The organism is Companilactobacillus bobalius (assembly GCF_009764355.1).
Window position 1 is genome coordinate 467,204 of sequence record NZ_LNUA01000031.1, and the last position, 26,699, is coordinate 493,902.

General features: G+C 35.9%; 22 protein-coding genes. 21 read left to right on the forward strand and 1 reads right to left on the reverse strand.

Annotated features, from left to right (window positions below):
• Positions 1 to 207: 207 nt before the first annotated feature.
• The 21 genes from secA to uvrA all read left to right on the forward strand — a co-directional run bounded on the left by secA (position 208) and on the right by uvrA (position 24,583).
• Positions 208 to 2,568 (forward strand): preprotein translocase subunit SecA, encoded by a 2,361-nt coding sequence (gene secA, locus ATN92_RS06690; RefSeq protein ID WP_056953937.1) that lies wholly within the window; start codon positions 208 to 210, stop codon positions 2,566 to 2,568.
• Positions 2,569 to 2,609: 41 nt separating this feature from the next.
• A protein-coding gene (gene prfB, locus ATN92_RS06695) for a peptide chain release factor 2 (protein ID WP_179207684.1) occupies positions 2,610 to 3,732 on the forward strand; the annotation gives its coding sequence in 2 pieces (ribosomal slippage) (positions 2,610 to 2,681 and positions 2,683 to 3,732; 1,122 coding nt in all).
• Positions 3,722 to 4,387: a response regulator transcription factor gene (locus ATN92_RS06700; protein ID WP_056953939.1), complete on the forward strand. Its 666-nt coding sequence runs from the start codon at positions 3,722 to 3,724 to the stop codon at positions 4,385 to 4,387. Before prfB ends, ATN92_RS06700 begins: the two co-directional genes overlap by 11 nt.
• A gap of 2 nt (positions 4,388 to 4,389) precedes the next feature.
• Entirely contained in the window at positions 4,390 to 6,039 is a 1,650-nt protein-coding gene (locus ATN92_RS06705; RefSeq protein WP_056953942.1) for a sensor histidine kinase, read from the forward strand.
• Positions 6,040 to 6,143: 104 nt separating this feature from the next.
• Positions 6,144 to 7,019, forward strand: coding sequence for a phosphate ABC transporter substrate-binding protein PstS family protein (locus ATN92_RS06710; protein ID WP_056953944.1), 876 nt, complete (start codon positions 6,144 to 6,146; stop codon positions 7,017 to 7,019).
• Positions 7,020 to 7,940: a phosphate ABC transporter permease subunit PstC gene (gene pstC, locus ATN92_RS06715; RefSeq protein WP_025084591.1), complete on the forward strand. Its 921-nt coding sequence runs from the start codon at positions 7,020 to 7,022 to the stop codon at positions 7,938 to 7,940.
• Positions 7,940 to 8,827, forward strand: coding sequence for a phosphate ABC transporter permease PstA (pstA, locus tag ATN92_RS06720; protein ID WP_056953946.1), 888 nt, complete (start codon positions 7,940 to 7,942; stop codon positions 8,825 to 8,827). Before pstC ends, pstA begins: the two co-directional genes overlap by 1 nt.
• 3 nt (positions 8,828 to 8,830) lie before the next feature.
• Positions 8,831 to 9,637 carry a phosphate ABC transporter ATP-binding protein PstB gene (pstB, locus tag ATN92_RS06725; protein ID WP_025084590.1) on the forward strand — a complete coding sequence of 269 codons (807 nt, stop codon included), beginning with the start codon at positions 8,831 to 8,833 and terminating at the stop codon, positions 9,635 to 9,637.
• An 11-nt stretch (positions 9,638 to 9,648) separates the two neighbouring features.
• The gene (gene pstB / locus ATN92_RS06730) at positions 9,649 to 10,407 is read left to right on the forward strand and encodes a phosphate ABC transporter ATP-binding protein PstB (RefSeq protein WP_056953948.1); all 759 of its coding nucleotides are present in this window, start codon (positions 9,649 to 9,651) and stop codon (positions 10,405 to 10,407) included.
• An 11-nt stretch (positions 10,408 to 10,418) separates the two neighbouring features.
• The gene (gene phoU, locus ATN92_RS06735) at positions 10,419 to 11,099 is read left to right on the forward strand and encodes a phosphate signaling complex protein PhoU (protein WP_054643098.1); all 681 of its coding nucleotides are present in this window, start codon (positions 10,419 to 10,421) and stop codon (positions 11,097 to 11,099) included.
• 57 nt (positions 11,100 to 11,156) lie between these two features.
• Positions 11,157 to 11,408 (forward strand): PspC domain-containing protein, encoded by a 252-nt coding sequence (locus ATN92_RS06740; protein WP_056953950.1) that lies wholly within the window; start codon positions 11,157 to 11,159, stop codon positions 11,406 to 11,408.
• A 23-nt stretch (positions 11,409 to 11,431) separates the two neighbouring features.
• On the forward strand, positions 11,432 to 11,797 hold the full coding sequence (locus ATN92_RS06745) for a phage holin family protein (RefSeq protein WP_056953952.1): 366 nt from the start codon (positions 11,432 to 11,434) through the stop codon (positions 11,795 to 11,797).
• 64 nt (positions 11,798 to 11,861) lie between these two features.
• The gene (gene hprK / locus ATN92_RS06750; RefSeq protein ID WP_054643101.1) at positions 11,862 to 12,827 is read left to right on the forward strand and encodes an HPr(Ser) kinase/phosphatase; all 966 of its coding nucleotides are present in this window, start codon (positions 11,862 to 11,864) and stop codon (positions 12,825 to 12,827) included.
• Positions 12,827 to 13,642: a prolipoprotein diacylglyceryl transferase gene (lgt, locus tag ATN92_RS06755; protein WP_056953953.1), complete on the forward strand. Its 816-nt coding sequence runs from the start codon at positions 12,827 to 12,829 to the stop codon at positions 13,640 to 13,642. The genes hprK and lgt overlap by 1 nt, the downstream gene beginning before the upstream one ends.
• Positions 13,643 to 13,707: 65 nt before the next feature.
• On the forward strand, positions 13,708 to 14,649 hold the full coding sequence (trxB, locus tag ATN92_RS06760) for a thioredoxin-disulfide reductase (protein WP_056953955.1): 942 nt from the start codon (positions 13,708 to 13,710) through the stop codon (positions 14,647 to 14,649).
• A gap of 180 nt (positions 14,650 to 14,829) precedes the next feature.
• Entirely contained in the window at positions 14,830 to 15,084 is a 255-nt protein-coding gene (locus tag ATN92_RS06765; RefSeq protein WP_054643103.1) for a helix-turn-helix domain-containing protein, read from the forward strand.
• 130 nt (positions 15,085 to 15,214) lie between these two features.
• On the forward strand, positions 15,215 to 16,933 hold the full coding sequence (locus ATN92_RS06770; protein ID WP_056953957.1) for a phospho-sugar mutase: 1,719 nt from the start codon (positions 15,215 to 15,217) through the stop codon (positions 16,931 to 16,933).
• Between the two features lie 113 nt (positions 16,934 to 17,046).
• Entirely contained in the window at positions 17,047 to 18,339 is a 1,293-nt protein-coding gene (locus ATN92_RS06775) for an alkaline phosphatase family protein (RefSeq protein WP_056953959.1), read from the forward strand.
• A 14-nt stretch (positions 18,340 to 18,353) separates the two neighbouring features.
• Complete coding sequence (locus ATN92_RS06780) at positions 18,354 to 19,598, forward strand: MFS transporter (RefSeq protein WP_056953961.1); 1,245 nt, start codon at positions 18,354 to 18,356, stop codon at positions 19,596 to 19,598.
• A 124-nt stretch (positions 19,599 to 19,722) separates the two neighbouring features.
• Positions 19,723 to 21,732, forward strand: coding sequence for an excinuclease ABC subunit UvrB (gene uvrB, locus ATN92_RS06785; RefSeq protein WP_056953963.1), 2,010 nt, complete (start codon positions 19,723 to 19,725; stop codon positions 21,730 to 21,732).
• 1 nt (position 21,733) lies between these two features.
• Positions 21,734 to 24,583 carry an excinuclease ABC subunit UvrA gene (gene uvrA / locus ATN92_RS06790; RefSeq protein WP_056953965.1) on the forward strand — a complete coding sequence of 950 codons (2,850 nt, stop codon included), beginning with the start codon at positions 21,734 to 21,736 and terminating at the stop codon, positions 24,581 to 24,583.
• Between the two features lie 53 nt (positions 24,584 to 24,636).
• Here uvrA and ATN92_RS06795 read toward each other — a convergent pair whose 3' ends face one another.
• Complete coding sequence (locus ATN92_RS06795; RefSeq protein ID WP_056953967.1) at positions 24,637 to 26,652, reverse strand: cation:proton antiporter; 2,016 nt, start codon at positions 26,650 to 26,652, stop codon at positions 24,637 to 24,639.
• Positions 26,653 to 26,699: the final 47 nt, after the last annotated feature.

Sequence of the window (26,699 nt, forward strand, 5' to 3'; positions counted from 1 at the left end):
AATGAATAACAATTGGTCTGGAGCTTATGCTTCAGGCTTTTTTGTTGTCTGTAGAGCTTTGTAAAGTATTCTTAACACTACTGAGGCGTAAAATGGTGTATCATTGTAGACCTGAAAAGTCTATTTGACGATATTAAGTTTAAAAGTTTAAAAAAAAATGCTACTATTAAGAGTATGTTCATTTACACTTAGGAGAGATATATAAATATGGCAAATCCGCTAAGAAGATGGGTCGAAAGCGACAAAAGAGAAGTCAAACGTATGGGCAAAATTGCCGATAAGATTGAAAGTTATGCTGATGCTTATAGCAAGCTTTCTGATGAAGAACTTCAAGCTAAGACTCCTGAATTTAAAGAAAGACTAGCAAAGGGTGAAACACTAGATGATATTTTGCCAGAAGCCTTTGCTACTGCTCGTGAAGGAGCTAAAAGAGTCCTTGGACTTTATCCATTTAAGGTTCAATTAATTGGTGGTATTACTTTGCATGAAGGTAATATTGCTGAAATGAAAACTGGTGAAGGTAAGACTTTGACAGCTACATTACCAGTTTATTTGAATGCTTTAGCTGGTAAAGGTGTCCATGTTGTTACCGTTAATGAGTATCTATCCGGTCGTGATGCCAAGGAAATGGGTGAGCTATATAAATGGCTTGGCTTAACCGTTGGTTTGAATTTGAATAGTATGGATTCTGAGGAAAAACGTGCTGCTTATAATTGTGACGTTACATATTCAACAAATAGTGAACTAGGTTTTGATTATTTGCGTGATAACATGGTCGTTTACAAGGAACAAATGGTACAACGTCCACTTCACTTTGCAATTGTCGATGAGGTTGACTCTATCTTAATCGATGAGGCCAGAACACCTTTGATCATTTCTGGTGCAGCCGAAAAATCAACTGCTATGTATGTTCGTGCAGATCGTTTTGCTAAGACTCTTGAAAAAGATGATTACAAGATCGATTGGCCTACAAAATCAATTAGTTTAACAGAAACAGGAATTAGAAAAGCCGAAGATTACTTTGGCCTTGATAACCTTTATGATATTGACAACACAGTTTTGAATCACCATTTGGATCAGGCTTTACGTGCTAACTTCATCATGAGTCTTGATATCGATTATGTGGTTCAAGAGGGCGAAGTAAAGATTGTTGATCAGTTTACTGGTCGTGTTATGGATGGTCGTCGTTATTCTGATGGACTACACCAAGCTATTGAAGCTAAGGAAGGTGTAGAAATTCAAGATGAAACTAAGACTATGGCTAACATCACTTACCAAAACTTCTTCCGTATGTATGATAAGTTGTCTGGTATGACTGGTACTGCAAAGACTGAAGCTGAAGAATTTAGAGAAATCTACAACATGGAAGTAATTTCTATTCCAACTAACAAACCAGTTATTCGTGATGATAAAGATGATCTTCTTTATCCAACATTGAAGAGTAAGTTTGCTGCTGTTGTTGAGGATATCAAGAGACGTCATGCAAAGGGACAACCTATCTTGGTTGGTACTGTTGCGGTTGAATCTTCTGAATATCTATCTAAATTACTTGACAGTGAAGGTATTCCTCATGCTGTCTTGAATGCTAAGAACCATGCTAAGGAAGCTGAAATTATCATGAACGCTGGTCAACGTGGCGCTGTAACCATTGCTACTAATATGGCTGGTCGTGGTACTGATATCAAGCTTGGACCTGGTGTGAGAGAAATAGGTGGTTTGGCTGTTCTCGGTACTGAACGTCATGAATCACGTCGTATTGATAATCAGCTTCGTGGACGTTCTGGTCGTCAAGGTGATCCTGGTGTTACACAATTCTACATGTCTCTAGAAGATGACTTGATGAAGCGTTTCGGTTCTGAACGTATTAAGCGTGTGCTTAAGACTTTGAAGATCGAAGATGATGATGCTGTTATTCAGAGTAAGATGATGACACGTCAAGTTGAATCTGCTCAAAAACGTGTTGAAGGTAATAACTATGATACACGTAAGAATACTCTTCAATATGATGATGTTATGCGTGAACAACGTGAAGTCATTTATAAAGAAAGAATGGAAGTTATTACTGAAGATAAAGATCTTGATCGTGTATTACTTCCAATGCTTAAACGAACAATTCAAGCTCAAGTTAACGTCCATACTCAAGGTAAACAAGAAGATTGGGAATTGGAAGCAATCGTTGACTTTGCTAAGTCTGCCTTAGTTAATGAAAATCAAATTTCAGCCGTTGACTTACAATTAAAGAGTGCCGATGATATTGTTAAATATTTGATGGACATTGTTAATAAGAACTATGAAGAAAAGAAAGAACAACTTGGAGATCCTGCTCAAATGCTAGAATTTGAAAAGGTTGTTATTTTGAGAGTTGTTGATGAACACTGGACAGATCATATCGATGCTATGGATCAATTACGTCAATCAATTGGATTACGTGGATACGGTCAATTAAATCCTTTAGTTGAGTACCAAGAAGAAGGATACCGTATGTTTGAAGAAATGGTTTCTGATATTGAATATGATGTAACTAGATTATTCATGAAGGCCGAAATCAGACAAAATATGGAAAGATAAAAAGCGGGCCTTGGGCCTGCTTTTTTTATAAGGGTGATTATATGGAATTTGGTGAAATTAAAAATAAAATTTCAGAGATGGAAAACAAAATAAGTCAATTCAGGGGGTCTCTTTGACTTAGATGCCCTAGAAGAAAGCATTGCTGAGAATGAAGGTCGGATGGCTGAGACTGGTTTTTGGGATGATCACGATAAAGCTCAAAAGGTGATTGATGATACAAAAGCCATGAAGGATAAATATGATAACTTCAAAGAATTAAGCCAAGGGTTAGATGACATTAAAGTTTCAGCAGAGTTATATCAAGAAGATCCAGAAGATGAATTGATGGAACAGATGGTAGACGATTCGTCTGATTTGTCCCAAAAATTACGTTCGTATGAGTTAATGATGTTGTTATCAGAACCATATGATTCTCACAATGCTATTATGGAAATCCATCCTGGTGCCGGTGGTACTGAATCTCAAGACTGGGGTTCTATGTTGTTGAGAATGTATCAAAGATGGGCTGATCAACATAATTTTTCCATTGAGATTGAAGATTACCAGCCTGGTGATGAAGCTGGAATCAAGAGTGTTTCGATGATGATTCGTGGAAAAAATGCATATGGTTTGTTACGTTCCGAAAGAGGAGTCCATCGATTAGTTAGAATCTCACCATTCGATTCGGCTGGTCGACGCCATACTTCTTTTGCTTCGGTTGATGTGATGCCTGAATTAGATGACAGTATTCATGTTGAAATTAATGATGATGATTTGAGAGTCGATGTTTTTAGATCCTCTGGTGCCGGTGGTCAACATATTAACAAGACTTCTTCAGCAGTACGAATTACTCATCTACCTACAGGAATCGTTGTTAGTTCACAAGCTCAACGTTCACAATTACAAAATAGACAAACAGCAATGAATATGTTGAAGGCTAAGCTTTTCCAAAGAGAGGAAGAAGAACGTGCCAAGAAACATGCCGAAATTCAAGGTGAACAAAAGGATATCGGCTGGGGCTCACAAATTCGTTCATATGTATTCCATCCATATACTATGGTTAAGGATCATCGTTCCAACTATGAATCAGGAAATGGACAAGCGGTAATGGATGGGGATCTGGATCCGTTTATATATGCTTATCTTCAGTGGAAACTACAAGGGGCCAAGATAAATGAAAAGTAAAATCTTAGTTGTTGACGATGAACCTGCAATTTTAGAGTTAATTGAATACAATTTGGAAAGTAATGACTATCAGGTTTCAACGGCAACTGATGGTGCAATGGCATTTGAAAAAATAAGTAATGGGGATTTCGATTTGATGTTGCTTGATCAAATGTTGCCTAAAATGAACGGTATGGAAGTTCTGAAAAAGATGCGTGAATCTGGTAATCTTACTCCCGTTATTTTTTTAACTGCAGTGGATTCAGAAGATACTAAAATTAAAGGCTTGATTAGTGGTGCTGATGATTACGTAACAAAACCATTTAGTATTAAGGAACTCTTAGCGAGAATTGAAGTTGTTTTGAGAAGAACATCTCATGAACAGAAAAAAAACAGTTTTCAACTTAATACCGATGTTAAAAGTTTGATTATTGATGGCCAAGAAATTAGTTTGACAAAAAAAGAATATGAATTACTGGAGTTTTTGATTAGAAACAAAGGGATTGTCGTCTCACGTGAACAAATTTTTGATAATGTTTGGGGAATTAATTCCAATTCACAAATGAGGATGGTTGATATCCAAATTAGCCACCTCCGTGATAAAATTGAAAAGGACACCAAAGATCCACAAATAATAAAAACCGTGCATGGATTCGGTTATATTTTAGAGGTATAACGATGAAAAGAAGAATAGGACCTATAATTGCTATTTTGATTTCAGTAGTTATCTTTGTTGTGTTGGTGATTTTTTCCGATACTATTTTGGGCGATTCACAAAAGGATATGTTTACTGAAGAGACCGTTTCGTATCAAGAATTAAAGAAAAATCATGATCCATCAGAAGCAGCAAGGATTGCTGGTTTGGATTATGTTGATTCCAGTAAAGAGAATACTTATTTACAGAAAAAGGCTTATGACATGTTCCATCGTGGTCGGATAGCTCCAGGTAAAAATTATGTTACCGATGTTAACTTTGGCGAAAGAATTATGTATTATTTACCAGGATCTAGTCGGTACGTAGTTGCTAAAAGATATAATCGTCTTTGGAGTCAGGCCCCATTAACATTTATATTAGTTGCTTTGATGTATTTTGTTATCACTGATTCTGTTATTTTGTTCTACTATCGTAAGCGTCAAATTCTCAGCAATGATATTAAGAGTGTGACTGAAAATTTGAGACGTGTACGTAAAAATAAGGAAATGGCTTCGCTTATTTTGTCACCGGATGATGAATTATATGGCTTAGTTGAACAAACTAACAAAATTAGTATGGATATTAATGACTTACGAGATGATGTTCGTTTACGTGAGAGACGATTCAGAGGTTTAGTTGGACATTTACCAATTGGTGTAATGTTACTGAATTCTCAAGGGGATGTTTTGATGCATAATCAAGCAATGGCTGGTCTTTTAGACGTGAACATCTCTAATGATATTCATCCATTCATTGAAGATATTAAGACTTATAGCTTGAGTAGGATGATTGAGCATACTTTGCGCAAAAATAAGAATCATCATCGTGAAATTCAATTAGTTGGTAACTCACAAAAGTTTGTCGATGCGAATGTTATTCGTTTGGTACATACGCGTGAAGATTTTGACCAGCAAGTCTTAGTTATTTTGTATGATTTAACAGAAAGTCGTCAAATTGAAAGAATGCAAGTAGACTTCGTTAATAATGTCAGTCATGAGTTGAAGACACCTGTAACTTCAATTGAAGGGTTCTCAGAGACCTTGTTGAACGGTGCTAAAGATGATCCTGAAAAACTGGATCATTTCTTAAAGATAATTCATAGTGAAAGTATACGTTTGACAGAATTGATTCAGGATATCTTGTCACTTTCGCGGGTTAAAAAGGGAAATTATAAGGCCGAAATGGTCAACTTACGCGAAGATCTTGATAGTATTTTGGAACGTCAAGATCCAGCAATTAAGAAGCATAATTTAACAATCAAGAAGCAATTCTTTGGTAATGAAGATGTGACTATCAACAAGGAGAAACTTAACTTAGTTATTCGAAACTTGATAAAAAATGCTATTTCATATAATAAAGAGAATGGTGAAATTGACATAGAAGTACATCACGATGAGATTGAAAATCGTCTCAAATTTATTATTAAAGATACTGGTATTGGAATTTCTGAGGCGGATCAGGGGCGAATCTTTGAAAGATTCTATCGTGTCGATCGTTCTAGAAGCTTGGAAACAGGTGGTACTGGTCTAGGTTTGGCAATTGTTAAAGAAACTCTTGATACTCTAGATGGAGATATTCGTATGGAATCTCACAAGGGATTGGGAACAACCTTTACGGTAAATATTCCTTTATAAAATAGAAAAAATTGTCATGATAAAATAATTTATTTTATCATGACTTTTTTTTATACAAAAAATATACAATGTTGTACTATCCTAGTTGGATAGAGGTGAGAACATTGAAAAAAAGACTTGTCGCATTATTTGCAATTATGTTTTCCAGCATACTCGTTTTGAGTGGTTGCAAAGGCAGCGGAAGCCAAGAAACTATTACGGCGGTTGGATCTTCAGCTGCCCAACCATTAGTTGAACTTGCCGGGGAAGAGTTTACAAAGAGTAACCCTAATCAGTACGTAAATGTACAAGGTGGTGGAACTGGTACAGGACTGAGCCAGATTCAGCAAGGTGCGGTCAATATCGGTAATTCTGATTTATATGCAGAACAGAAAAAAGATATTGATGCTAGTAAACTTGTTGATCATCGAATAGCTGCAGTAGGTATGGTTCCAGTAGTTAACAAAGATGTAAAAGTTAAATCCCTGACAATTAAGCAATTAAGACAAATTTTTTCTGGTCAGGTAAAGAATTGGAAGCAAGTTGGCGGACAAGATTTACCAATCACAATCATTAATCGTGCCGATGGAAGTGGTACACGTGCATCATTTGAGAGTGATGTTATGAATGGAACACCATTTGTTCGTTCGCAAGAACAAGATTCCAGTGGAATGGTCAGACAAATTGTCTACAATACGGATGGTGCAATTAGTTATTTGGCTATGCCATACTTAAATGACACCGTAAAAACAATTGCGGTTAATAACGTAGAACCAACTATTGAAAATATTGAGAATAATACATGGAAGATTTGGTCTTATGAGCACTTGTATACCAATGGTAAACCTACCGGTATGACTAAAGACTTTTTGGATTTTATTATGACCAAACATGTTCAACAGAACGTAGTTAAGAAAATGAATTATGTTCCCATGAACGAAATGAAGTATGAAAAGGATTATAAGGGCAATGTTACGCCCGTTTCAAAGGGGGTAAAATAATTGAAAGATCCAATTAGAGAAAGTTTAACTAGAAAATCGGTATCTGCCAAAAGGGAAACTCGGGGTAAGATTATTTCTTTCAGTTTTACTGCCATCATTGTTTTATTAGTTGTCACGATTATCGGATTTATTGCTTCAAGAGGTGTCATTATTTTTATTAAAGATGGTGTCAATCCGATTGATTTCTTGACTCATTCTGTTTGGGCTCCAAATAAATTAGACAGTGCTGGACATCCAATCGTTGGTGCTGCACCGATGATTATTGGTTCATTTTCAGTTACTTTGATTGCAGCTTTGATAGGGACACCTTTTGCTATTGCTGCAGCAATTTTTATGACTGAGATTTCACCAAGTTGGGGCCGCAAAGTTTTACAACCTGTAATTGAATTACTTGTTGGTATTCCTTCAGTTGTTTATGGATTCATCGGTTTAACAATTGTGGTACCTGCTGTAAGAACAATTGCTGGTGGTAGTGGTTTTGGTATTTTAGCGGGATCATTTGTTTTATTTGTTATGATATTACCAACTATCACGTCAATGTCAGTTGATGCTTTAAAGGCGGTTCCACGCTATTATCGTGAAGCATCGCTTGCTTTAGGTGCTACTAGATGGCAAACCATCCATAAAGTGGTTTTAAGAGCGGCAACACCAGGACTTTTGACAGCTGTTGTTTTCGGAATGGCTCGTGCTTTCGGTGAAGCATTGGCTGTTCAAATGGTTATTGGTAATGCAATGTTATTACCACAGAATTTGGTTTCGCCATCATCAACTTTAACTAGTGTTCTAACCATGAATATGGGAAATACTATTATGGGATCAACATCCAATAATGCTCTATGGTCATTGGCCTTGTTGCTTCTCTTGATGTCCTTACTCTTTAATTTTGTTATTAGAACAATCGCCAAGCGAGGTGAATTCTAATGTTTAACGAAAAAACTAAAGATAAGATTGCTACTGGCGTAATTTATTTTATGTCCGGTATTATTGTTTTGATTCTGATAGGTTTATTAGTTTATATTTTGGGCAGTGGATTACGTTATGTTAATTGGCATTTCTTAACTTCTGGCTCTAAAGCATTTCAAGCCGGTAGTGGTGTAGGAGTTCAACTATTTAATTCCTTCTTCTTACTGATTTTATCAATGTTAATTTCTATTCCCATTTCTATTTCGGCTGGTATTTATTTATCAGAATATGCGGGAAAAAATAAATTTGTTGAATTAATCAGAGTTTCAATTGAAGTTTTAAGTTCTCTGCCATCGATTGTTGTTGGCTTGTTTGGATTCTTGATTTTTGTTATCAGTTTCAAATTTGGATTTTCAATTTTGTCTGGTGCTTTGACATTAACAGTTTTTAATCTACCAATTTTGACTAGAAATGTTGAAGATTCATTAAAATCAGTTTCACAGTCACAACGTGAAGCAGGATTAGCTTTAGGTTTATCAAAGTGGGAGACTGTTATCCATGTTATTATTCCTGATGGACTACCTGGTATTATTACCGGAATGATTATTGGTGCTGGTAGAGTTTTTGGTGAAGCTGCTGCCTTGATTTATACTGCTGGACAGAGTGCGCCACCACTAGATTTTACTAATTTCAATATTTTCAGTATAACTAGTCCTCTAAACTTAATGAGACCAGCTGAAACTTTAGCTGTTCATATTTGGAAGGTCAACTCTGAAGGTTTGATTCCAGATGCTGTTCAAGTTTCTGCAGGTGCTTCGGCTGTTTTGATTATTGCCGTATTAATTTTTAATCTTCTATCTAGATATATTGGCAATTTAGTTTACAAAAAGATGACGGGTAAATAAGATATGATTGAACAAAATGATCAACAATACATCCTTCATTTGGATGAGGATAAACATGAAATCGCCATGAAGACTGAAGATCTACAAGTGTTTTATGGTGAAAAAGAGGCGATGCATAAAGCTTCTTTGCAATTTGAAAGATATAAGATAACGTCTTTAATTGGAGCCTCTGGTTCTGGTAAGTCAACCTTCTTGAGATCATTGAATCGAATGAATGATAACGTTGAAGGTGCAAGCGTTAAAGGCAAGATTATGTATCGTGGATTGGATATCAATAAGAATAATGTTGATATTTATGAAGTAAGAAAACATATTGGAATGGTGTTTCAACGTCCTAATCCTTTTTCTAAATCGATTTATGATAATATCACCTTTGCATTAAAACGTCATGGATTACATGACAAGAAAAAATTGGATGAAATAGTTGAGACAACGTTGAAGCAAGCTTCATTGTGGGATCAGGTAAAAGATGATCTTAACAAGAGTGCTTTGGCCCTTTCAGGTGGTCAACAGCAGCGTCTCTGTATTGCTAGAGCAATTGCAATGAAACCTGATATTCTTTTAATGGACGAACCGGCTAGTGCTCTAGATCCAATTTCAACTTCAAATGTTGAAGAGACTATGATGAATTTAAAAGATAATTATACGATTATCATCGTTACACATAATATGCAACAAGCCGCTAGAATAAGCGATTATACGGCATTTTTCCATTTAGGTCATGCTGTGGAATTTAATGAGACGAGAAAGATATTTACTCGTCCAAAGATCAAAATAACAGAAGATTATGTTTCGGGACACTTTGGATAGGAGCGTTAGATTTGGCAGAGAAAATTTTGACATCTTCCGATGTACATTTATTTTATGGAAAAAAAGAAGCATTAAAAGGTATTAATTTAGATTTTAATAAGAATGAGATCACAGCTTTAATTGGTCCTTCTGGTTGTGGTAAATCAACGTATTTAAGATGTTTGAATCGAATGAATGATTTGATTCCCGATGTAACGATCACAGGAACCATCTCATTGGATGGTAAGAATATCTATTCTCCTAATGTCGATACTGTGGCTTTGAGAAAACAAGTTGGAATGGTGTTTCAACAACCTAATCCATTTCCGTTCTCAATTTATGATAATGTAGTGTATGGACTGAGATTAGCTGGCGTTAAAGATAAGTCGATTTTGGATGAAGCTGTTGAAACTAGTTTGAAGAATGCTGCTGTTTGGGACGATGTGAAGGATAAATTGCATCAGAGTGCATTGTCACTTTCAGGTGGTCAACAACAGAGAGTATGTATTGCTAGAGTTTTAGCGGTGAAACCTGATATTATTTTATTAGACGAACCAACTTCAGCTTTGGACCCTATTTCATCGGCTAAGGTTGAAGATACAATGTTGGCACTACGTGAGGACTATACGATCATTACTGTTACACACAATATGCAACAGGCTTCGAGAATATCCGATCAAACCGCCTTCTTCCTAAATGGAGAATTAATTGAAGCAGATAAAACAAAGAATATTTTCTTAAATCCAAAAGAGAAACAGACTGAAGATTATATTTCAGGAAAATTCGGTTAGGAGAAAAAACGATGCGCACTACTTTCGAAGAACAATTAAATAACTTACATTTACGATTCTCAGAAATGGGTATGATGGCTAGTGAGGCCATTATGAAATCCGTTAAAGCATACATTGATCATGATAAATCTTTAGCCAAAGAAGTTATTCGTAATGATCATGTGATCAATAAACGAGAGATGGACTTGGAAAAGGAATCCTTTGAAATGATTGCTTTACAACAACCAGTTACATCTGATTTGAGAATGATTGTAACGGTTTTAAAGGCTAGTTCTGATTTAGAAAGAATGGGCGATCATGCGGTAAGTATTGCTCAGGAAACAATTAGAGTTAAGGGCGAAACAAGAATTCCTGAAATTGAAAAACTAATTGCGGAAATGGGTGAGATGAGTACAAGTATCGTTGAAGATTCACTAGAAGCTTACTTGAAAAAGGATAGCAAGATGGCTGAAGAAGTAGCTCATCGTGATGTGGAAATCGATGCTAAAAGTACTTTGATCAATGAATTATGTATCAAAGATATGCAAAAAACTGTAGAAAATGTTTTAAGTGGTTCGTCTTATATGCTTGTAGCCAGTTACTTGGAACGTGTCGGTGATTATGCAACCAATATTTGTGAATGGGTTGTTTACTTAAACACTGGACATGTGGTAGAACTGAATCGGAAGCATATTCCTGATGTTGATGAGTAAAATTGATATTTTCATGGATATGTAGTATATTTTTTGGACAAGTTGAGGTGAATTTATATGAAAGAAAGAATCACAAGATCTAGTACAGATCGAATGTTAGCAGGTGTATGCGGTGGTTTAGGTGCTTACTTTGGCATTGATTCGACTTGGATACGTTTAGTTTTTATCTTTCTGTTGCCTCTTACTTATTTTCTGCCAGCCTTGGTTTATGTAATTCTGGCCTTTTCTTTGCCAGAAAAACGAAATATCCAGGAGACGGACTTTAATAAGAGAAAGCGTGGCACTAAAGCTGCCAAAAAATATTACTGATTCAAAAAGAATGAGGGTATGAAATGAAGTTACTTATAAAAGTGGCAATACAGACTCTATTGTTTCTAGCAATTGCTAGATTATTGCCCAGTATGTTTCGAGTGGATACTTTAGCCACAGCAATTATCGCTAGCTTGGTACTAGCTATTTTGAACTGGACAATCAAACCACTTCTACATATTATTTCTTTACCAATTACGTTTATTACATTTGGACTTTTTTCATTTGTAATAAATGCGATTACTTTAGAATTGACTTCGGCACTAGTTGGATCGAATAGTTTTTATTTCAGTGGATTTGGTTCAGCATTAGTCGTTGCAGTTATTCTGGCGATTTGTAATTCGATCATTAATAGTTATACAATGAATAATTTTCAAAGACGCGTCTAGAACGCGTTTTTTTGTTTCTAAAATGATAAAATTATTATAAATAAAGAATCTGTGGGGGTTAGCAATGACAAATTTTGTTACAGTATCTCAAATGGTAAAGGATAATGAATTGAAGGTTTATGCTGGAGAAGAGTTATTAAAAGATAAAAAAGTCATAACAACCGATATTTCTCGTCCTGGAATCGAATTGACGGGTTATTTTGATTATTATCCAAGTGAACGAATTCAATTATTTGGTCAAACGGAAACTTCATATTCTCGCTCAATGACTTCCAATAATCGTTACAAAGTGATGCTTGAATTGTGTCGCGAAGATACACCAGTTCTTTTGATTTCAAGAAATATTCAACCAAGTAAGGAATTATTGAGAGCTGCTAAAGAACATCATGTTCCAGTTATTGGATCAGAATTACCAACAACCAGACTATCAAGTATGATTACTGAATATTTGGATGAGAAGTTAGCTCCTAGAGAATCAATTCATGGTGTTTTAGTGGATGTTTATGGTATTGGAATCTTATTAACAGGTCATTCAGGGATTGGTAAAAGTGAAACGGCTTTGGAATTAATTAAGCGCGGTCATCGTTTGATTGCTGATGATCGTGTTGATGTTTATCAACGTGATGAAAAAACTATTGTTGGTGAAGCACCTAAGATCTTGAATCACTTATTAGAAATTCGTGGTATTGGAATTATTGATGTGATGAATCTCTTTGGAGCCGGTGCCGTTCGTTCACAAAGTGAGATTCAATTGATTATTAATCTGGAAAACTGGTCTGCCGATAAGAATTATGACCGTATCGGTACTTTGGAAGATAGACGTACTTTCTTTGACGTTGACGTACCACAAATTACCGTCCCTGTTAAAGTTGGTCGTAATATTTCCATCATTATCGAAGTAGCTGCTATGAACTACCGTGCTAAGAAGATGGGGTATGACGCTACAAAGAAATTTGAAGATAATTTAGGATTGTTGATCAAAGAGAATGAAGAAAAAACAAAGAATGAAAAAGATGGAGAAGGTAAGTAATGAATTTTGATTTGCTAGCATTAAACCCAATTGCTTTAAATCTAGGTGGCCTAGAGATTCACTGGTACGGAGTTATTATTGCTATGGGTGCTCTAATTGGAGTTATTATGGCAATGCGTGAAGCGAAGAAAAGACATCTAGACCCTGATAACATTTTGGACTTAGTTTTATATGGAGTTCCAATTGCTTTAGTTGGTGCTCGTCTGTATTATGTTATTTTTGAATTACCATATTATTTGGCTAATCCTAGTGAAATAATTAAGATTTGGCATGGTGGTATTGCAATTTATGGTGGTTTAATTGCAGCATTTATTGTTTTATTGGTTCTATGCAAGAAAAGAAATATTTCGCCTTGGTTGATGTTAGATATCGCTGCACCTTCAGTTCTTTTAGGACAGATAGTTGGTCGTTGGGGCAATTTCATGAATCAAGAGGCTTTTGGCGCTAAAACGACATTAAACTTTTTACAATCGTTACATTTACCGCACTTTATTGTTGAACAGATGTATATCAATGGTGCCTATCGTCAACCAACCTTCTTATATGAATCAGTTGGTAATTTAATTGGTTTAGCTTTGATTTTAATTTTGAGAAATCGTAAGTATCTATTAAAACGTGGTGAAGTATTTTTAACATATTTGATTTGGTATCCAGCAGTTAGATTTTTCGTTGAAGGTATGCGAACAGATAGTTTGTATATCTTACCGGGTGTGAGAGTTTCACAAGTATTGTCATTAGTACTATTTTTCGTTGCTATTGGAATTTTTATTTATCGTCGGAAGAATGAAAATGATCCTTGGTATAATGAGTTGTGAGCAATCTAATTGATAATTAAAAAATAAATGGTAATATTTGTTGAGTAATAGGAGGTAATTCGACGATGAAAACATACGATGTAGTAATTATTGGGGCAGGTCCTGGTGGTTTAACTGCCGCTTTATATGCTTCACGTGCCAACCTTTCAGTAATGATTCTTGATCGTGGTATCTATGGTGGTCAAATGAACAACACCGCTGCGATTGAAAATTATCCTGGATTTGAATCAATTTTGGGTCCAGATTTGAGTGAGAGAATGTATAAATCTTCAACTCAATTTGGTGCTGATTTTGGTTATGGTGCCGTTCAATCAGTTGAAGATAAGGGTAATGTTAAGATTATCCATACTGATGATGGTGATTATGAAGCTAAAGCATTAATCATTGCAACTGGTTCACAATATAAGAAAATTGGGGTTCCCGGCGAAAATGAATTGTCAGGACGTGGTGTTTCTTACTGTGCTGTTTGTGATGGTGCTTTCTTCAAGGATCAAGATGTTGCTGTTATCGGTGGTGGAGATTCCGCTGTTGAAGAGGGAATTTATCTTACACAACTAGCTAAATCAGTAACAATTATTCACCGTCGTGACCAATTGCGTGCTCAAAAGATTTTACAAGACCGTGCATTTAAGAATGACAAGATCAAGTTTGTCTGGAATGCAGATGTTAAGGAAATTACGAGTGAGGACGATAAAGTCTCCGGTGTTAAGTATGTTGATAAGACAACTGGTGAAGAACACGTTGTTCCAGCTAAGGGTGCTTTCATTTATGTTGGTATTAAACCAATGACAGAACCATTCAAAGACTTAGGCGTTTTGGATGAGGATGGATGGATTAACACTAATGAACATATGCAAACAAATATCCCTGGAATCTTTGCTGTTGGGGATGTTCGTAAGAAAGACCTTCGTCAAGTAGCTACAGCTGTTGGTGAGGGCGGTATAGCTGGCCAACAAGCATACAGTTACATTCAGGAACTTGCTGATGATAAAGTAACAACAAAATAGTATAAAAAGCATTCTAAATATGAGGATTATGAAATGGAGAATATCCATTTTGTAATCCTTTTTTTCGTGCCTTGACCTAATAATAAAAGACTAAATATTGAAAAAATTATTATTAGCATTTGGTTTGAATATAGACATGTTTAAACATATACTATTAGTAAAAGACAGGAAGTGATTCTTATGCGTGAAGTAGTAGATAAAAAAATAAATCAATTGATGAACGAATCTGGTTTCAATATTGCTAGAAATCTTAAGGTTCTAAGAAAAGAAAAGAATGTAACTCAAAAAGAAGTAGCAAGACATTTGAATATTGATGTAACAACTTTATCTCACTATGAGACAGGTATTAGAATGCCAGACATTGATACACTGATTGCATTGGCAAGATACTATGATACGGATATAAACAGAATCATCAGCAATAACCTCGAATAATTTGTATATTTGTAGTCGATTTTTAAGGATATTTTAAAAAAAATAGCTTAAAGTGTCGTAATCAAATATAAATGGTACCCTATGATTGATATAATAGCTGTAAGTACTTACAAATTAGGAGGACAAGTTAATGTCTTGGCAAGATAATATGCAACAATGGCTCGACTATAAAGATTTGGATCCAGATATGAAAGAGCAACTTAATGAAATGAAGAACGATGATAAGGTTGCTGAAGAAGCTTTCTACGAACCAATGGAATTTGGTACTGCCGGTATGCGTGGCCTTATTGGACCTGGTATTAATAGAATGAACATTTATACTGTTCGTCAAGCAGCCGAAGGTTTGGCTTCTTTTATGGATACTCTGGATGATAAGTTGAAGTCACAAGGTGTAGCAATCAGTTATGATTCACGTTACTATTCACAAGATTTTGCTTATGAATCAGCAAAAGTTTTGGGAGCTCACGGAATTCACAGTTATGTGTTTGATAGTTTAAGACCTACACCGGAATTATCTTTTGCGGTAAGAAGTATACCTACATACGCTGGTATTATGATTACTGCTAGCCATAATCCTAAACAATACAATGGATTTAAAATTTATGGACCAGATGGTGGTCAAATGCCACCAGTTGAATCAGATAATATTACTAGTTTTGCTAGAAAAGCTAGCGACTTGTTTGCTATCAAGGTAAAACCGGTAACTAAATTAAGAGAAGAAAAATTATTAACTCTTATTGGTGAAGACGTTGATTTGAACTACATGAAGAATTTGGAAACAGTTATTGTTAACCGTGATTTGATCAACAATATCGGTGATAAAATGAAGTTTGTTTATTCACCACTTCATGGTACTGGTAAGATGATTGCTCCTCGTATTTTCCAAAAGCTTGGCTTTAAGAATTTCAATATGGTGACAGAACAAGCTATTTTGGATCCGGAATTTGCAACAACACCTTTCCCTAATCCAGAATTTGCTCAAACTTTTGATTTGGCAATCGAACGTGGTAAAAAGATTGGTGCCAACATCTTAATTGCGACAGATCCTGATGCTGACCGTTTAGGAGCTGCAGTTAAACAACCAGATGGTTCTTATAAATTGATGACAGGTAATCAAATTGCTTCAGTTCTTTTGAACTACTTGTTGCAAGCTAAGAAGGGTCTTAATCAATTACCAGCTAATGGTGCCGTAGTTAAATCAATCGTTTCATCTGAATTGGCAACAGCTATTGCTAATAAATATGACATTGAAATGCTTAATGTTTTAACTGGATTCAAGTACATTGCTGAAAAAATTGAACAATTTGAAAAAACTGGCAGCAATGAATTCCTCTTCGGATTTGAAGAAAGTTATGGATATCTTGTAAAGCCATTTGTTCGTGATAAGGATGCTATGCAATCAACTCTATTGTTGGCTGAAGCTGCAGCTTATTATGAATCAAAAGGTAAGACTATCTATGATGCACTAGAAGATCTCTATAAGGAATTTGGCTATTATCGTGAAAAGACTATCTCTAAGACTTTTGAAGGTATCTCTGGTAAAGATAAGATGGCTCAAATTATGAAGACACTTCGCGAAGAAGGTATTGATGAAATCAATGGCGTTAAAGTTGTTGAATCAATCGATTACTTGAAAGATACAGACACAACAGAAGCAGGTGTTAAATCTACTGGCTTACCAAAGGCTGACGTATTGAAATATGTTCTGGCTGATGATACTTGGGTCGCCGCTAGACCTTCAGGTACTGAACCAAAATTGAAATTCTACATTGGTGTTAAGGCTGATACAGAGGCTAACGCCGCACAAAAACTAGCTGATTTTTCTAAAGAAATCGAAGGCTGGGAATAAAATAAGAGATAGAGACAAAATTAATTTTTTGTCTCTATCTTTTTGTTTCGTTACAAGTCTTTCTCAACTGCGATATAATATTTTCATGTAGTTTGTGAAAAGAGGAGAAGGAATTGTCAACAAATCAACATCTAGTCATTATTTCGCTTGATTCTCTGGGATTTAGAGATATTGATGAACATCTCGATGAATTGCCAACACTGAGCAAATTAGTACATGGGGGAACTTGGGTCAAAAAAGTTCAAGGAATTTATCCAACTTTAACCTATCCTTCACATACGACTATTATCACTGGTCAATATCCAAGCGTTCATGGAATTGTAAACAATACTAAGATACAACCTAATCGTCGATCACCTGATTGGTACTGGTATCAAAAAGACGTTAGATCAACAACACTTTATGATTTAGCACGGAAAAAGGGATTTAAAACAGCTGCTTTTCTTTGGCCTGTTACAGCCGGTAGTAAAATTGATTACAATTTGGCCGAAATTTTTCCTAATCGAATTTGGACTAATCAGGTTTTGGTTTCATTGAAAGCTAGTTCACCATTATTCATTTTAGAAATGGATAAGAAATATGGAAAATTACGTAACGGTATCAAACAACCGGCTTTGGATGATTTTATTACAGCATGTGCAGTTGATACGGTTAAGAACAAACAACCTAATTTAATGTTGTTACATTTAGTTGATATGGACAGTATGCGCCATCGATATGGAGTTCGTTCTGAAGATGCTATGAAAGCTTTGCATCGTTTGGACAATCATGTAAAACAAGTTATTGACGCTACTAAAGAGGCTGGAACTTTTGATGATACTAACTTTGTTATCTTGGGAGATCATTACCAAATTAACGTTGACAAGATGATTCATTTGAACACTTTGTTTGCGAAAAGAGGTTGGTTAACGCCAATTAAAGATCAAACTTTCAAAAAAGATTGGTCAGTAATGGCTAAAACTTGTGATGGCTCGACTTATATCTACACTAAAAATTTTGATCAAATTCAACGTTTGAGGGAATTGATTTCCGGTGTTGAAGGTGTGGAAAAAATTTATTCATCACGAGAGGCCGCAGCTATGGGTGCAGACCCTAACTGTACTTTGATGGTTGAGGCTAAAGCCGGCTATTACTTTACTGATGAAAGTGATCGTCCTAATGTTGTAGAACAAGTACTTCCTGAAATGATGGGGGATACTGACCGATATCGAGGCGTTCATGGCTATCATCCTCAAAAACCAGGCTACAAAACAACCTTGATTTTTAATGGACCGATGATTGAAAAAAATCATACAGTCGAAAAGGCTAATTTGGTAGACGAAGCACCAACTTTTGCTAAGTTATTAGGTTTAAAGTTTGATGCACCAATAGCTGGAAATAGTATTGAGGATGTATTTATCGATTAGAATAGAGGAATTTTATGAGGTTTAATAAGAAGCAGTGGAGCTGGATCTTTTATGACTGGGCTAATTCTGGTTATGGGATTATCGTTACAACAGCGGTGTTACCAGTTTATTTCAAATCAGTAGCGCAAAGTTCAGGAGTTTCGGCGGCTAATGCAACAGCTTTTTGGGGGTATGCCAATAGTTTTGGAACATTGTTAGTTTCTATTTTGGCTCCCGTTCTAGGTGCTTTAGCAGATTATCCACATCACAAAAAGCGATTAATGAACTACTTTTCATTTTTAGGAATTATTATGACATTTGGGTTAGCCTTGGTGCCATCGAGTCAATGGCAATTATTGCTAGGTGTGTATATCCTGTCGATAATTGGTTATTCGGCCGGAAACTTGTTTTACGATAGTTTTTTAACTGATGTTGCCAGCAATGAGGAAATGGATACTCTTTCCTCAAATGGGTATGCTTACGGTTATTTAGGTGGGGTTGTAGCCTTTATTTTATTTTTGGTTCTACAACTAACAAGTGGATTTGGTATGCTATCGAGTTATGGTGTAGCGCGTTGGAGTTTTCTTCTAGCGGCTATCTGGTGGATTATTTTCTTCATTCCATTGTTGAAAAACGTCCAACAAGTATATTCACTACCAGAGAATCCACATCCCGTTACATCAAGTTTCAAGCGTGTCTGGAAGACTATTACTCATTTGAGAAAGTATAAAGCTGCAGCTTGGTTCTTAGTAGCCTATTTCTTCTATATTGATGGAGTAGACACCATTTTTACAATGGCTACTTCAATCGGTATGGATATGGGAATTAATACGACTACCTTAATGCTTGTTTTGTTGGTCGTTCAGTTAGTAGCTTTTCCATTCTCCATTTTATATGGTTGGTTTGCTAATAAAGTTTCTACCAGAGCAGGAATTCTTTTAGGAATTGTTTTGTATCTTGGTATTTGTTTATATGCTTTGAAATTGACTACCGCAAAAGATTTTTGGATCTTGGCCGTTTTGGTTGGTACTAGTCAAGGTGGTATTCAAGCTTTGAGCCGTTCATATTTTGGAAAGTTGATTCCTAAAAAATCCGGAAGTGAATTCTTTGGCTTTTATAATATTTTAGGGAAATTCTCAGCTGTGATGGGTCCAGTTTTAGTTGGTATTGTTACGCAGATTACGGGAAAATCCACAATTGGCGCTGCTTCATTAAGTATTTTATTCTTCATTGGATTAATAATTTTCTTGATGTTGCCACGCTTAGTAAATGAAAATTAAATTATGGCGAAAATATGTTCGCTATGGTAATATAGAGCCAGCGTAATAAGTCTGACATCAATTACATCTAATTCGTGTACGAGAGTTAGGTGTTTTTTTTAGCTCAAAGGGGGTAAATTAATCCGTGATAGATAGAGTTACTGATAATAAATTTGATTTGGTTTCTAAGTATTCACCTGCTGGGGATCAAGCTCAAGCAATCGATACGATTACTAAAGATTTCAAAGCTGGTGACAAGGAAGTTATTCTTGAGGGTGCTACTGGTACTGGTAAGACATTTACAATGGCTAATGTCATCAAGAATTTAAATAAACCAACATTGATTATTTCTCATAATAAAACGTTGGCGGGACAGTTATATGGTGAGTTTAAAGAATTTTTCCCTAATAATGCGGTTGAATACTTTGTAAGTTACTATGATTACTATCAACCAGAAGCCTATGTGCCATCTAGTGATACGTATATTGAAAAGGATTCTAGTATCAATGATGAAATTGATAAGCTTCGTCATTCAGCTACTAGTTCACTTTTGGAACGTAATGATGTTATTGTAGTTGCCTCTGTTTCATGTATTTTCGGTTTAGGTGATCCTAGAGAATATGCCGACAGTATTATTTCTTTACGAGTTGGTCAGCAGCTTGCTCGTGATACTCTGTTGGAAGAATTAGTTGATAATCAATTTGAACGTAACGATATTGACTTTCAACGTGGAAGATTTCGTGTCCGTGGGGATGTCGTTGATATTTTTCCAGCTTCCCGTGATGATAATGCCATTCGTGTGGAATTTTTCGGTGATGAAATTGATCGAATTATCGAAATGGATGCCTTGACTGGTGAAATTAAAGGTTCAATGGATCATATTGGTATTTTCCCGGCTACTCACTTTATGATCAGTGATTCCAAAATGGATGAAGCTTTGAAACGTATTAAAGACGAGATGGATATTCAAGTTGATAAATTTACTAAAGAAGGTAAATTATTAGAGGCTCAACGTATCAAACAGAGAACCGAATATGATATTGAAATGATGCGTGAGATGGGTTACACCTCAGGTATTGAGAATTATTCTCGTCATATGGAGGGTCGAGCTGAAGGTGAACCACCATTTACTTTGCTAGATTTCTTCCCTAAAGATTTCAATATTATGATTGATGAGTCTCACGTTACCATGCCACAGATTCGTGGAATGTATAATGGCGACCGTGCCAGAAAGCAACAGTTAGTTGATTATGGTTTCCGTTTGCCTAGTGCTTTGGATAATCGTCCTTTGAAACTGGAAGAATTTGAAAAACATGTTAATCGAATTTTGTATGTATCAGCTACACCTGGTCCTTATGAGTTAGAGAGAACAGATAACAAGGCTGAACAGATTATTCGTCCAACAGGTCTATTGGATCCAAAAATCGAAGTACGTCCAATTATGGGACAGATCGATGATTTGGTTGGTGAGATCAATGATCGAGTAGCTAAGCATGAAAGAGTCTTTGTAACCACCTTGACGAAGAAAATGGCTGAGGATTTGACGGACTACTTTAAAGATTTAGGTATTAAAGTTAGATATTTGCATAGTGATATTAAGACTTTGGAACGAACGAAAATTATTCGTGATTTACGATTAGGTAAATTTGACGTTCTAATTGGAATCAATTTGCTTCGTGAAGGTATTGATGTTCCAGAAGTTTCCCTAATTGCCATATTGGATGCTGATAAGGAAGGCTTCTTAAGAGCTGAACGTTCATTAGTCCAGATTATTGGACGTGCATCACGTAATGAACATGGTAAAGTTATTATGTATGCTGATTCAATCACAGATTCAATGCGTGGGGCGATTGATGCAACTGCACGTCGTCGTAAATTACAGATGAAATTCAATGAGGAACATAATGTAACACCTAAGACAATTGTTAAACCAATTCGGGATGCTATTTCAATGTTCCAGAAAGTTGATAACTCTTCTTCTGAGACAGAGAAGATTGATGATGATATCGACTTTAAGGATATGAGTAAGAAGGAGCGTGAAGAACTTCTTGCTAACTTAAATGAACAAATGGAATCTGCTGCCAAGAAATTAGACTTCGAGGCTGCTGCTAATTTACGTGATACGATTTTGGAATTAAAGGCGGAAATGAAATAGAATGTTAAATGATAAAATTGTTATTCATGGTGCACGTGCACATAATTTAAAGGACATCGATGTAACTATTCCTCGTGATAAGTTAGTTGTCATGACTGGCTTATCTGGTTCAGGTAAAAGTTCTTTGGCTTTTGATACACTCTATGCCGAAGGTCAAAGACGTTATGTTGAAAGTTTATCTTCATATGCTCGCCAATTTTTGGGACAAATGGATAAGCCAGATGTTGATTCGATTGATGGATTAAGTCCTGCTATTTCAATTGATCAAAAAACGACTTCAAAGAATCCTCGTTCAACTGTAGGAACAGTTACAGAAATAAATGATTATTTACGTTTATTGTGGGCTCGTGTGGGAACACCGATTTGTCCAAATGATGGTACTAAAATTACCAGTCAATCAGCTCAACAAATGGTTGATGCTATTTTGAAGTTGGATGATGGTACTAAGTTACAAGTTCTTTCACCAGTTGTTCGTGCTAAGAGAGGTCAACACAAAAAAGCCTTGAATCAAATTAAGAAACAAGGTTATGTTCGTATCCGTGTTGATGGTGAAATTCACGACGTCAGTGAAGACATTGAATTGGATAAGAATAAGAAACACAGTATTGACGTTGTGGTTGACCGAATTGTTATCAATGACCACATCAAGTCACGTTTGTTCGATTCAGTTGAAGCAGCTTTGAGACTATCTGATGGTTATATGAATGTTGATGTCATTGGTTCAGATATGATGGTTTTCTCAGAAAAGAATGCTTGTCCTCTTTGTGGATTCACAGTTGGAGAGTTGGAACCACGTTTATTCTCATTCAACGCACCATTTGGTGCCTGTGAGAATTGTGATGGCTTAGGTATTAAGCTAGAAGTCGACCTTGATTTGGTTATTCCAGATCAGAGTAAAACTTTAGCTGAAGGGGCTATTGAACCTTGGAATCCAATCAGTTCACAATATTATCCAGAAATGTTAGCCCAGGCTGCTAAAGAATTTAATATTGATATGAATACACCATTTGAGAAATTACCTCAAAAAGATCAGGATATTATTCTAAATGGTTCTGATGGTAAAACTTTCCACTTTCATTATGAGAATGATTTTGGTGGTGTACGTGACGTTGATGTTCCATTTGAAGGAGTTATTCCTAACATCAATCGTCGTTATCATGAAACTAATAGTGATTTTACACGTGAAGTTATGAGAAAATACATGACCGAATTGAAATGTCCTGTTTGTCATGGTAAACGATTAAATCGTCAGGCTTTGGCTGTTAAAGTTGAGGGTAAGGATATTGCTGAAGTTTCTGATATGTCAATCAAAGATGAACTTCCATTCTTTAAAGCAGTTAAATTTGGTGAACAAAATACAGTTATTGCAAAACCTATTTTGAAGGAAGTTAAGGATCGTCTTAGTTTCTTGATTAACGTTGGTTTGGAATATTTGTCATTGTCTCGTTCGGCTGGAACTTTATCTGGTGGTGAAGCTCAAAGAATTCGTTTGGCTACACAAATTGGTTCTAATTTATCTGGAGTAATGTATATTCTGGATGAACCTTCAATTGGATTGCACCAACGTGATAACGATCGTTTGATCAACTCCTTGAAAAAGATGCGTGATCTTGGAAATACTTTGATCGTGGTCGAACACGATGAGGACACAATGCGTGCTGCCGATTATCTAATCGATGTCGGTCCTGGTGCTGGTGAAAATGGTGGACAAATTGTTGCTGCCGGAACTCCTAGTGAAGTAGAAAAGGATCCTAAATCATTGACTGGTCAATATTTGGCAGGAAAGAAATTCATTCCAGTGCCTTTGGAACGTCGTGCTGGTAATGGTGAATTTGTTGAAGTCTATGGTGCACAAGAGAATAATTTAAAGAAGTTGAATGTTAAATTCCCATTGGGTAAGTTTATCGTTGTGACTGGTGTTTCTGGTTCAGGTAAATCTACTTTGGTCAATATGATCTTAAAACGTGCTTTGGCTCAGAAGATGAATCATAATTCTGAGAAACCTGGTAAGTATAAGAAAATTACGGGTTACGAGAATTTGGAAAAGATGATTGCTATTGATCAAAGTCCTATTGGACGTACACCAAGAAGTAATCCAGCCACATATACTGGTGTCTTTGACGATATCCGTGATTTATTTGCTCAGACAAATGAGGCTAAATTGCGTGGCTACAAGAAGGGAAGATTCTCTTTCAACATTAAGGGTGGCCGCTGCGAAAATTGTCGTGGTGATGGAATTATTAAAATTGAAATGAATTTCTTGCCTGATGTTTACGTACCATGCGAAGTTTGTCATGGAACACGTTATAACTCTGAAACTTTGGAAGTAACTTATAAAGGTAAGAATATTGCTCAAGTACTTGATATGAAGGTCTCTGAAGCTTTGGACTTCTTCAGCAATATTCCAAAGATCAAACGTAAGTTGCAAACAATTCAAGATGTAGGGTTAGGTTATGTTTCATTAGGACAATCGGCTACCCAATTGTCCGGTGGTGAAGCTCAAAGAATGAAATTGGCTTCCGAACTCTATAAGAAATCTAACGGTAAGAACTTCTATATCTTAGATGAACCTACAACTGGTTTGCATACTGATGATATCAAGCGTCTTTTAGGTGTTCTGCAACGCTTAGTTGATGAAGGTAATACTGTCTTGGTTATTGAACATAACTTAGATGTTGTTAAATCAGCCGACTGGTTAATTGATCTTGGACCTGAAGGCGGTGAAGGTGGAGGTACAATTGTTGGTACCGGAACACCTGAAGAATTGGCTGATGTAAAGGACAGCTATACTGGTCAATATTTGAAACCGATTTTGGAACGTGATACTAAACGTACTAAAGATGCTAAATAGATAAAAAGCAGGTATTTACTAGATATTAATTCTAGTAGATACCTGCTTTTTGGTTATTCTTCATTCAGAGATTGTAAGTAAACCAATTGATCAGTTGAAATTTGTTCGTAAAGCGCTCCACCTAATTCACGACTAATTTCCTTAGTTGAGATTAAATTTTGAATATAAGTATTCTCTTGTTGAAAGGCTTCAATCAAGAGTTCGTTTTGGTCATTCTCATAATGATCACGGCCAACCAAACGACGATGTCTTTCATCATAAGCCCGACGGACAATACTAATTTCACGATTGTTGCCATTATCATTCACTAAACTTTGATTAAGATAACTAGTGATTTTAAGATAAGGTTTCTTTTCAACTTCAGCCATTTTATCCCAAAGCTTGCGATTACGTTTTAGCATTTGTTCACGACTGATATTCTTACGTTGCGATTGCATCTTATGATACATTTTACGACGTTTACGAGCTGTTTTGTTTAATGATAATTTTTCTACAACATGGAAACGTAAGAAGAGCAGAAGTCTTTGACGAAAACTGTTTTGATATTGTAAAACAGTTCTACGTGCCACTCGCATGTATAGGTCAGCACTTTGTTCAGATATCTCACCGTTACTTAACATTTCATCTATAGTTTGTTGCTCTAATTCAAAGCAGTTGTCGAAGATGATTGTTAATTTGTTTTTATCGATATGTCCGTCAATCGTACGTTGACCATCAAGAATATTTACTACTCGACCAATACTAGTAGAACTGTCGTGATGTGTTTGGAGGGTGACGATAGCATTATCAACCATCTGTCCTTTAACTTTGGCTAATTCATCTTCAGTATATTTAGAAACTTGAGGAGGTAATAACCTTGGTAGAACTAAAGTTGGAACTAATAAGCTAGTTAAGATAACAACTGCAGCTACAAAGATAATATCATTACGATATGGGAAAGTTTGTCCATTCAATGTTAATGGTAGCGAGAAGGCCATAGCTAAGGTAATAGTTCCATGAACACCACTATAAGCCATAACGATACTATTAGCGTGTTTTTCTTTCTTATCCCAGGCTCGAATGGAAGCAAAGCCCCAATTAGTCCAGAAGTATCTTAAAGCAGTCATAATAATATAAAGCAGAATACCGACTCCTAACAGAATGCCAACTGAACTAGCATCATGTTGATGCAGATTTTGAATAACACTTGGCAATGACATTCCTAATAAAACAAAGACAATGCCATTTAGAATACTAGAGAAAACATTCCAAGTACTAGTCATAACGATTTGCAGACGTGAACTAGTTAGACGGAGACGATTCTGTTGAATACCGTGCATTAATCCTGTAACAACCACAGCTAAAATTCCTGATACACCAATGGCTTCAGCAATTAAATAAACGACAAAGGGTGTCAATAGGGTGAAAGGAACCATGACTGAAGGAGCATCCACATGCATATTAATCAATCTTAGACGAATTGAAACAATAATAACTCCTAAAATACCGCCTAAAATAATTCCTCCAAAGAAGACATAGAAAAAGTTACCAATTCCATTAAGCAGAGAAAATTGTCCTGTAACAGCAGCACTGATGGCTAAGTTTAAGGCAACGATACCTGAAGCATCATTGAAGAGCGATTCATTTTCCAGAGTACCCATAACCTCGGTTGGTACAAGCATATTATTTGTAATAGAACCAACAGCAACGGCATCAGTTGGCGTGATAATAGCTCCCAAAGCAAAGGCAAGTGCTAATGGCATACTAGGAATGATCAAGTGGGTCACGAAACCAACGATTAAAATAGAAATAATTGCTAGTTCCACTGCCAAAGAAAAAGTGGTACCGACTTGATGTGTTAATCGGGACAAACTAGTGTGTTGTCCGTCATTAAACATTAGTGCCGAAATGATAACAAGTAAAAAGATTTCCGGTTCTAATTCGAAATGTTTGTAAAAAGGTAGAAAAGATAATAATAGTCCAGCTGCAATTTGGATGAATGCAATCGGAATATTATTTAATTTCCACTGAACAATGTTGGCAAGCACAACGGCTGCAACTAATAGCAGTACTAAGAAAACTGTATCCATAAAATATCCCCCTCTAATTGGTTTAATTTTATCGCAATTTAGCAATA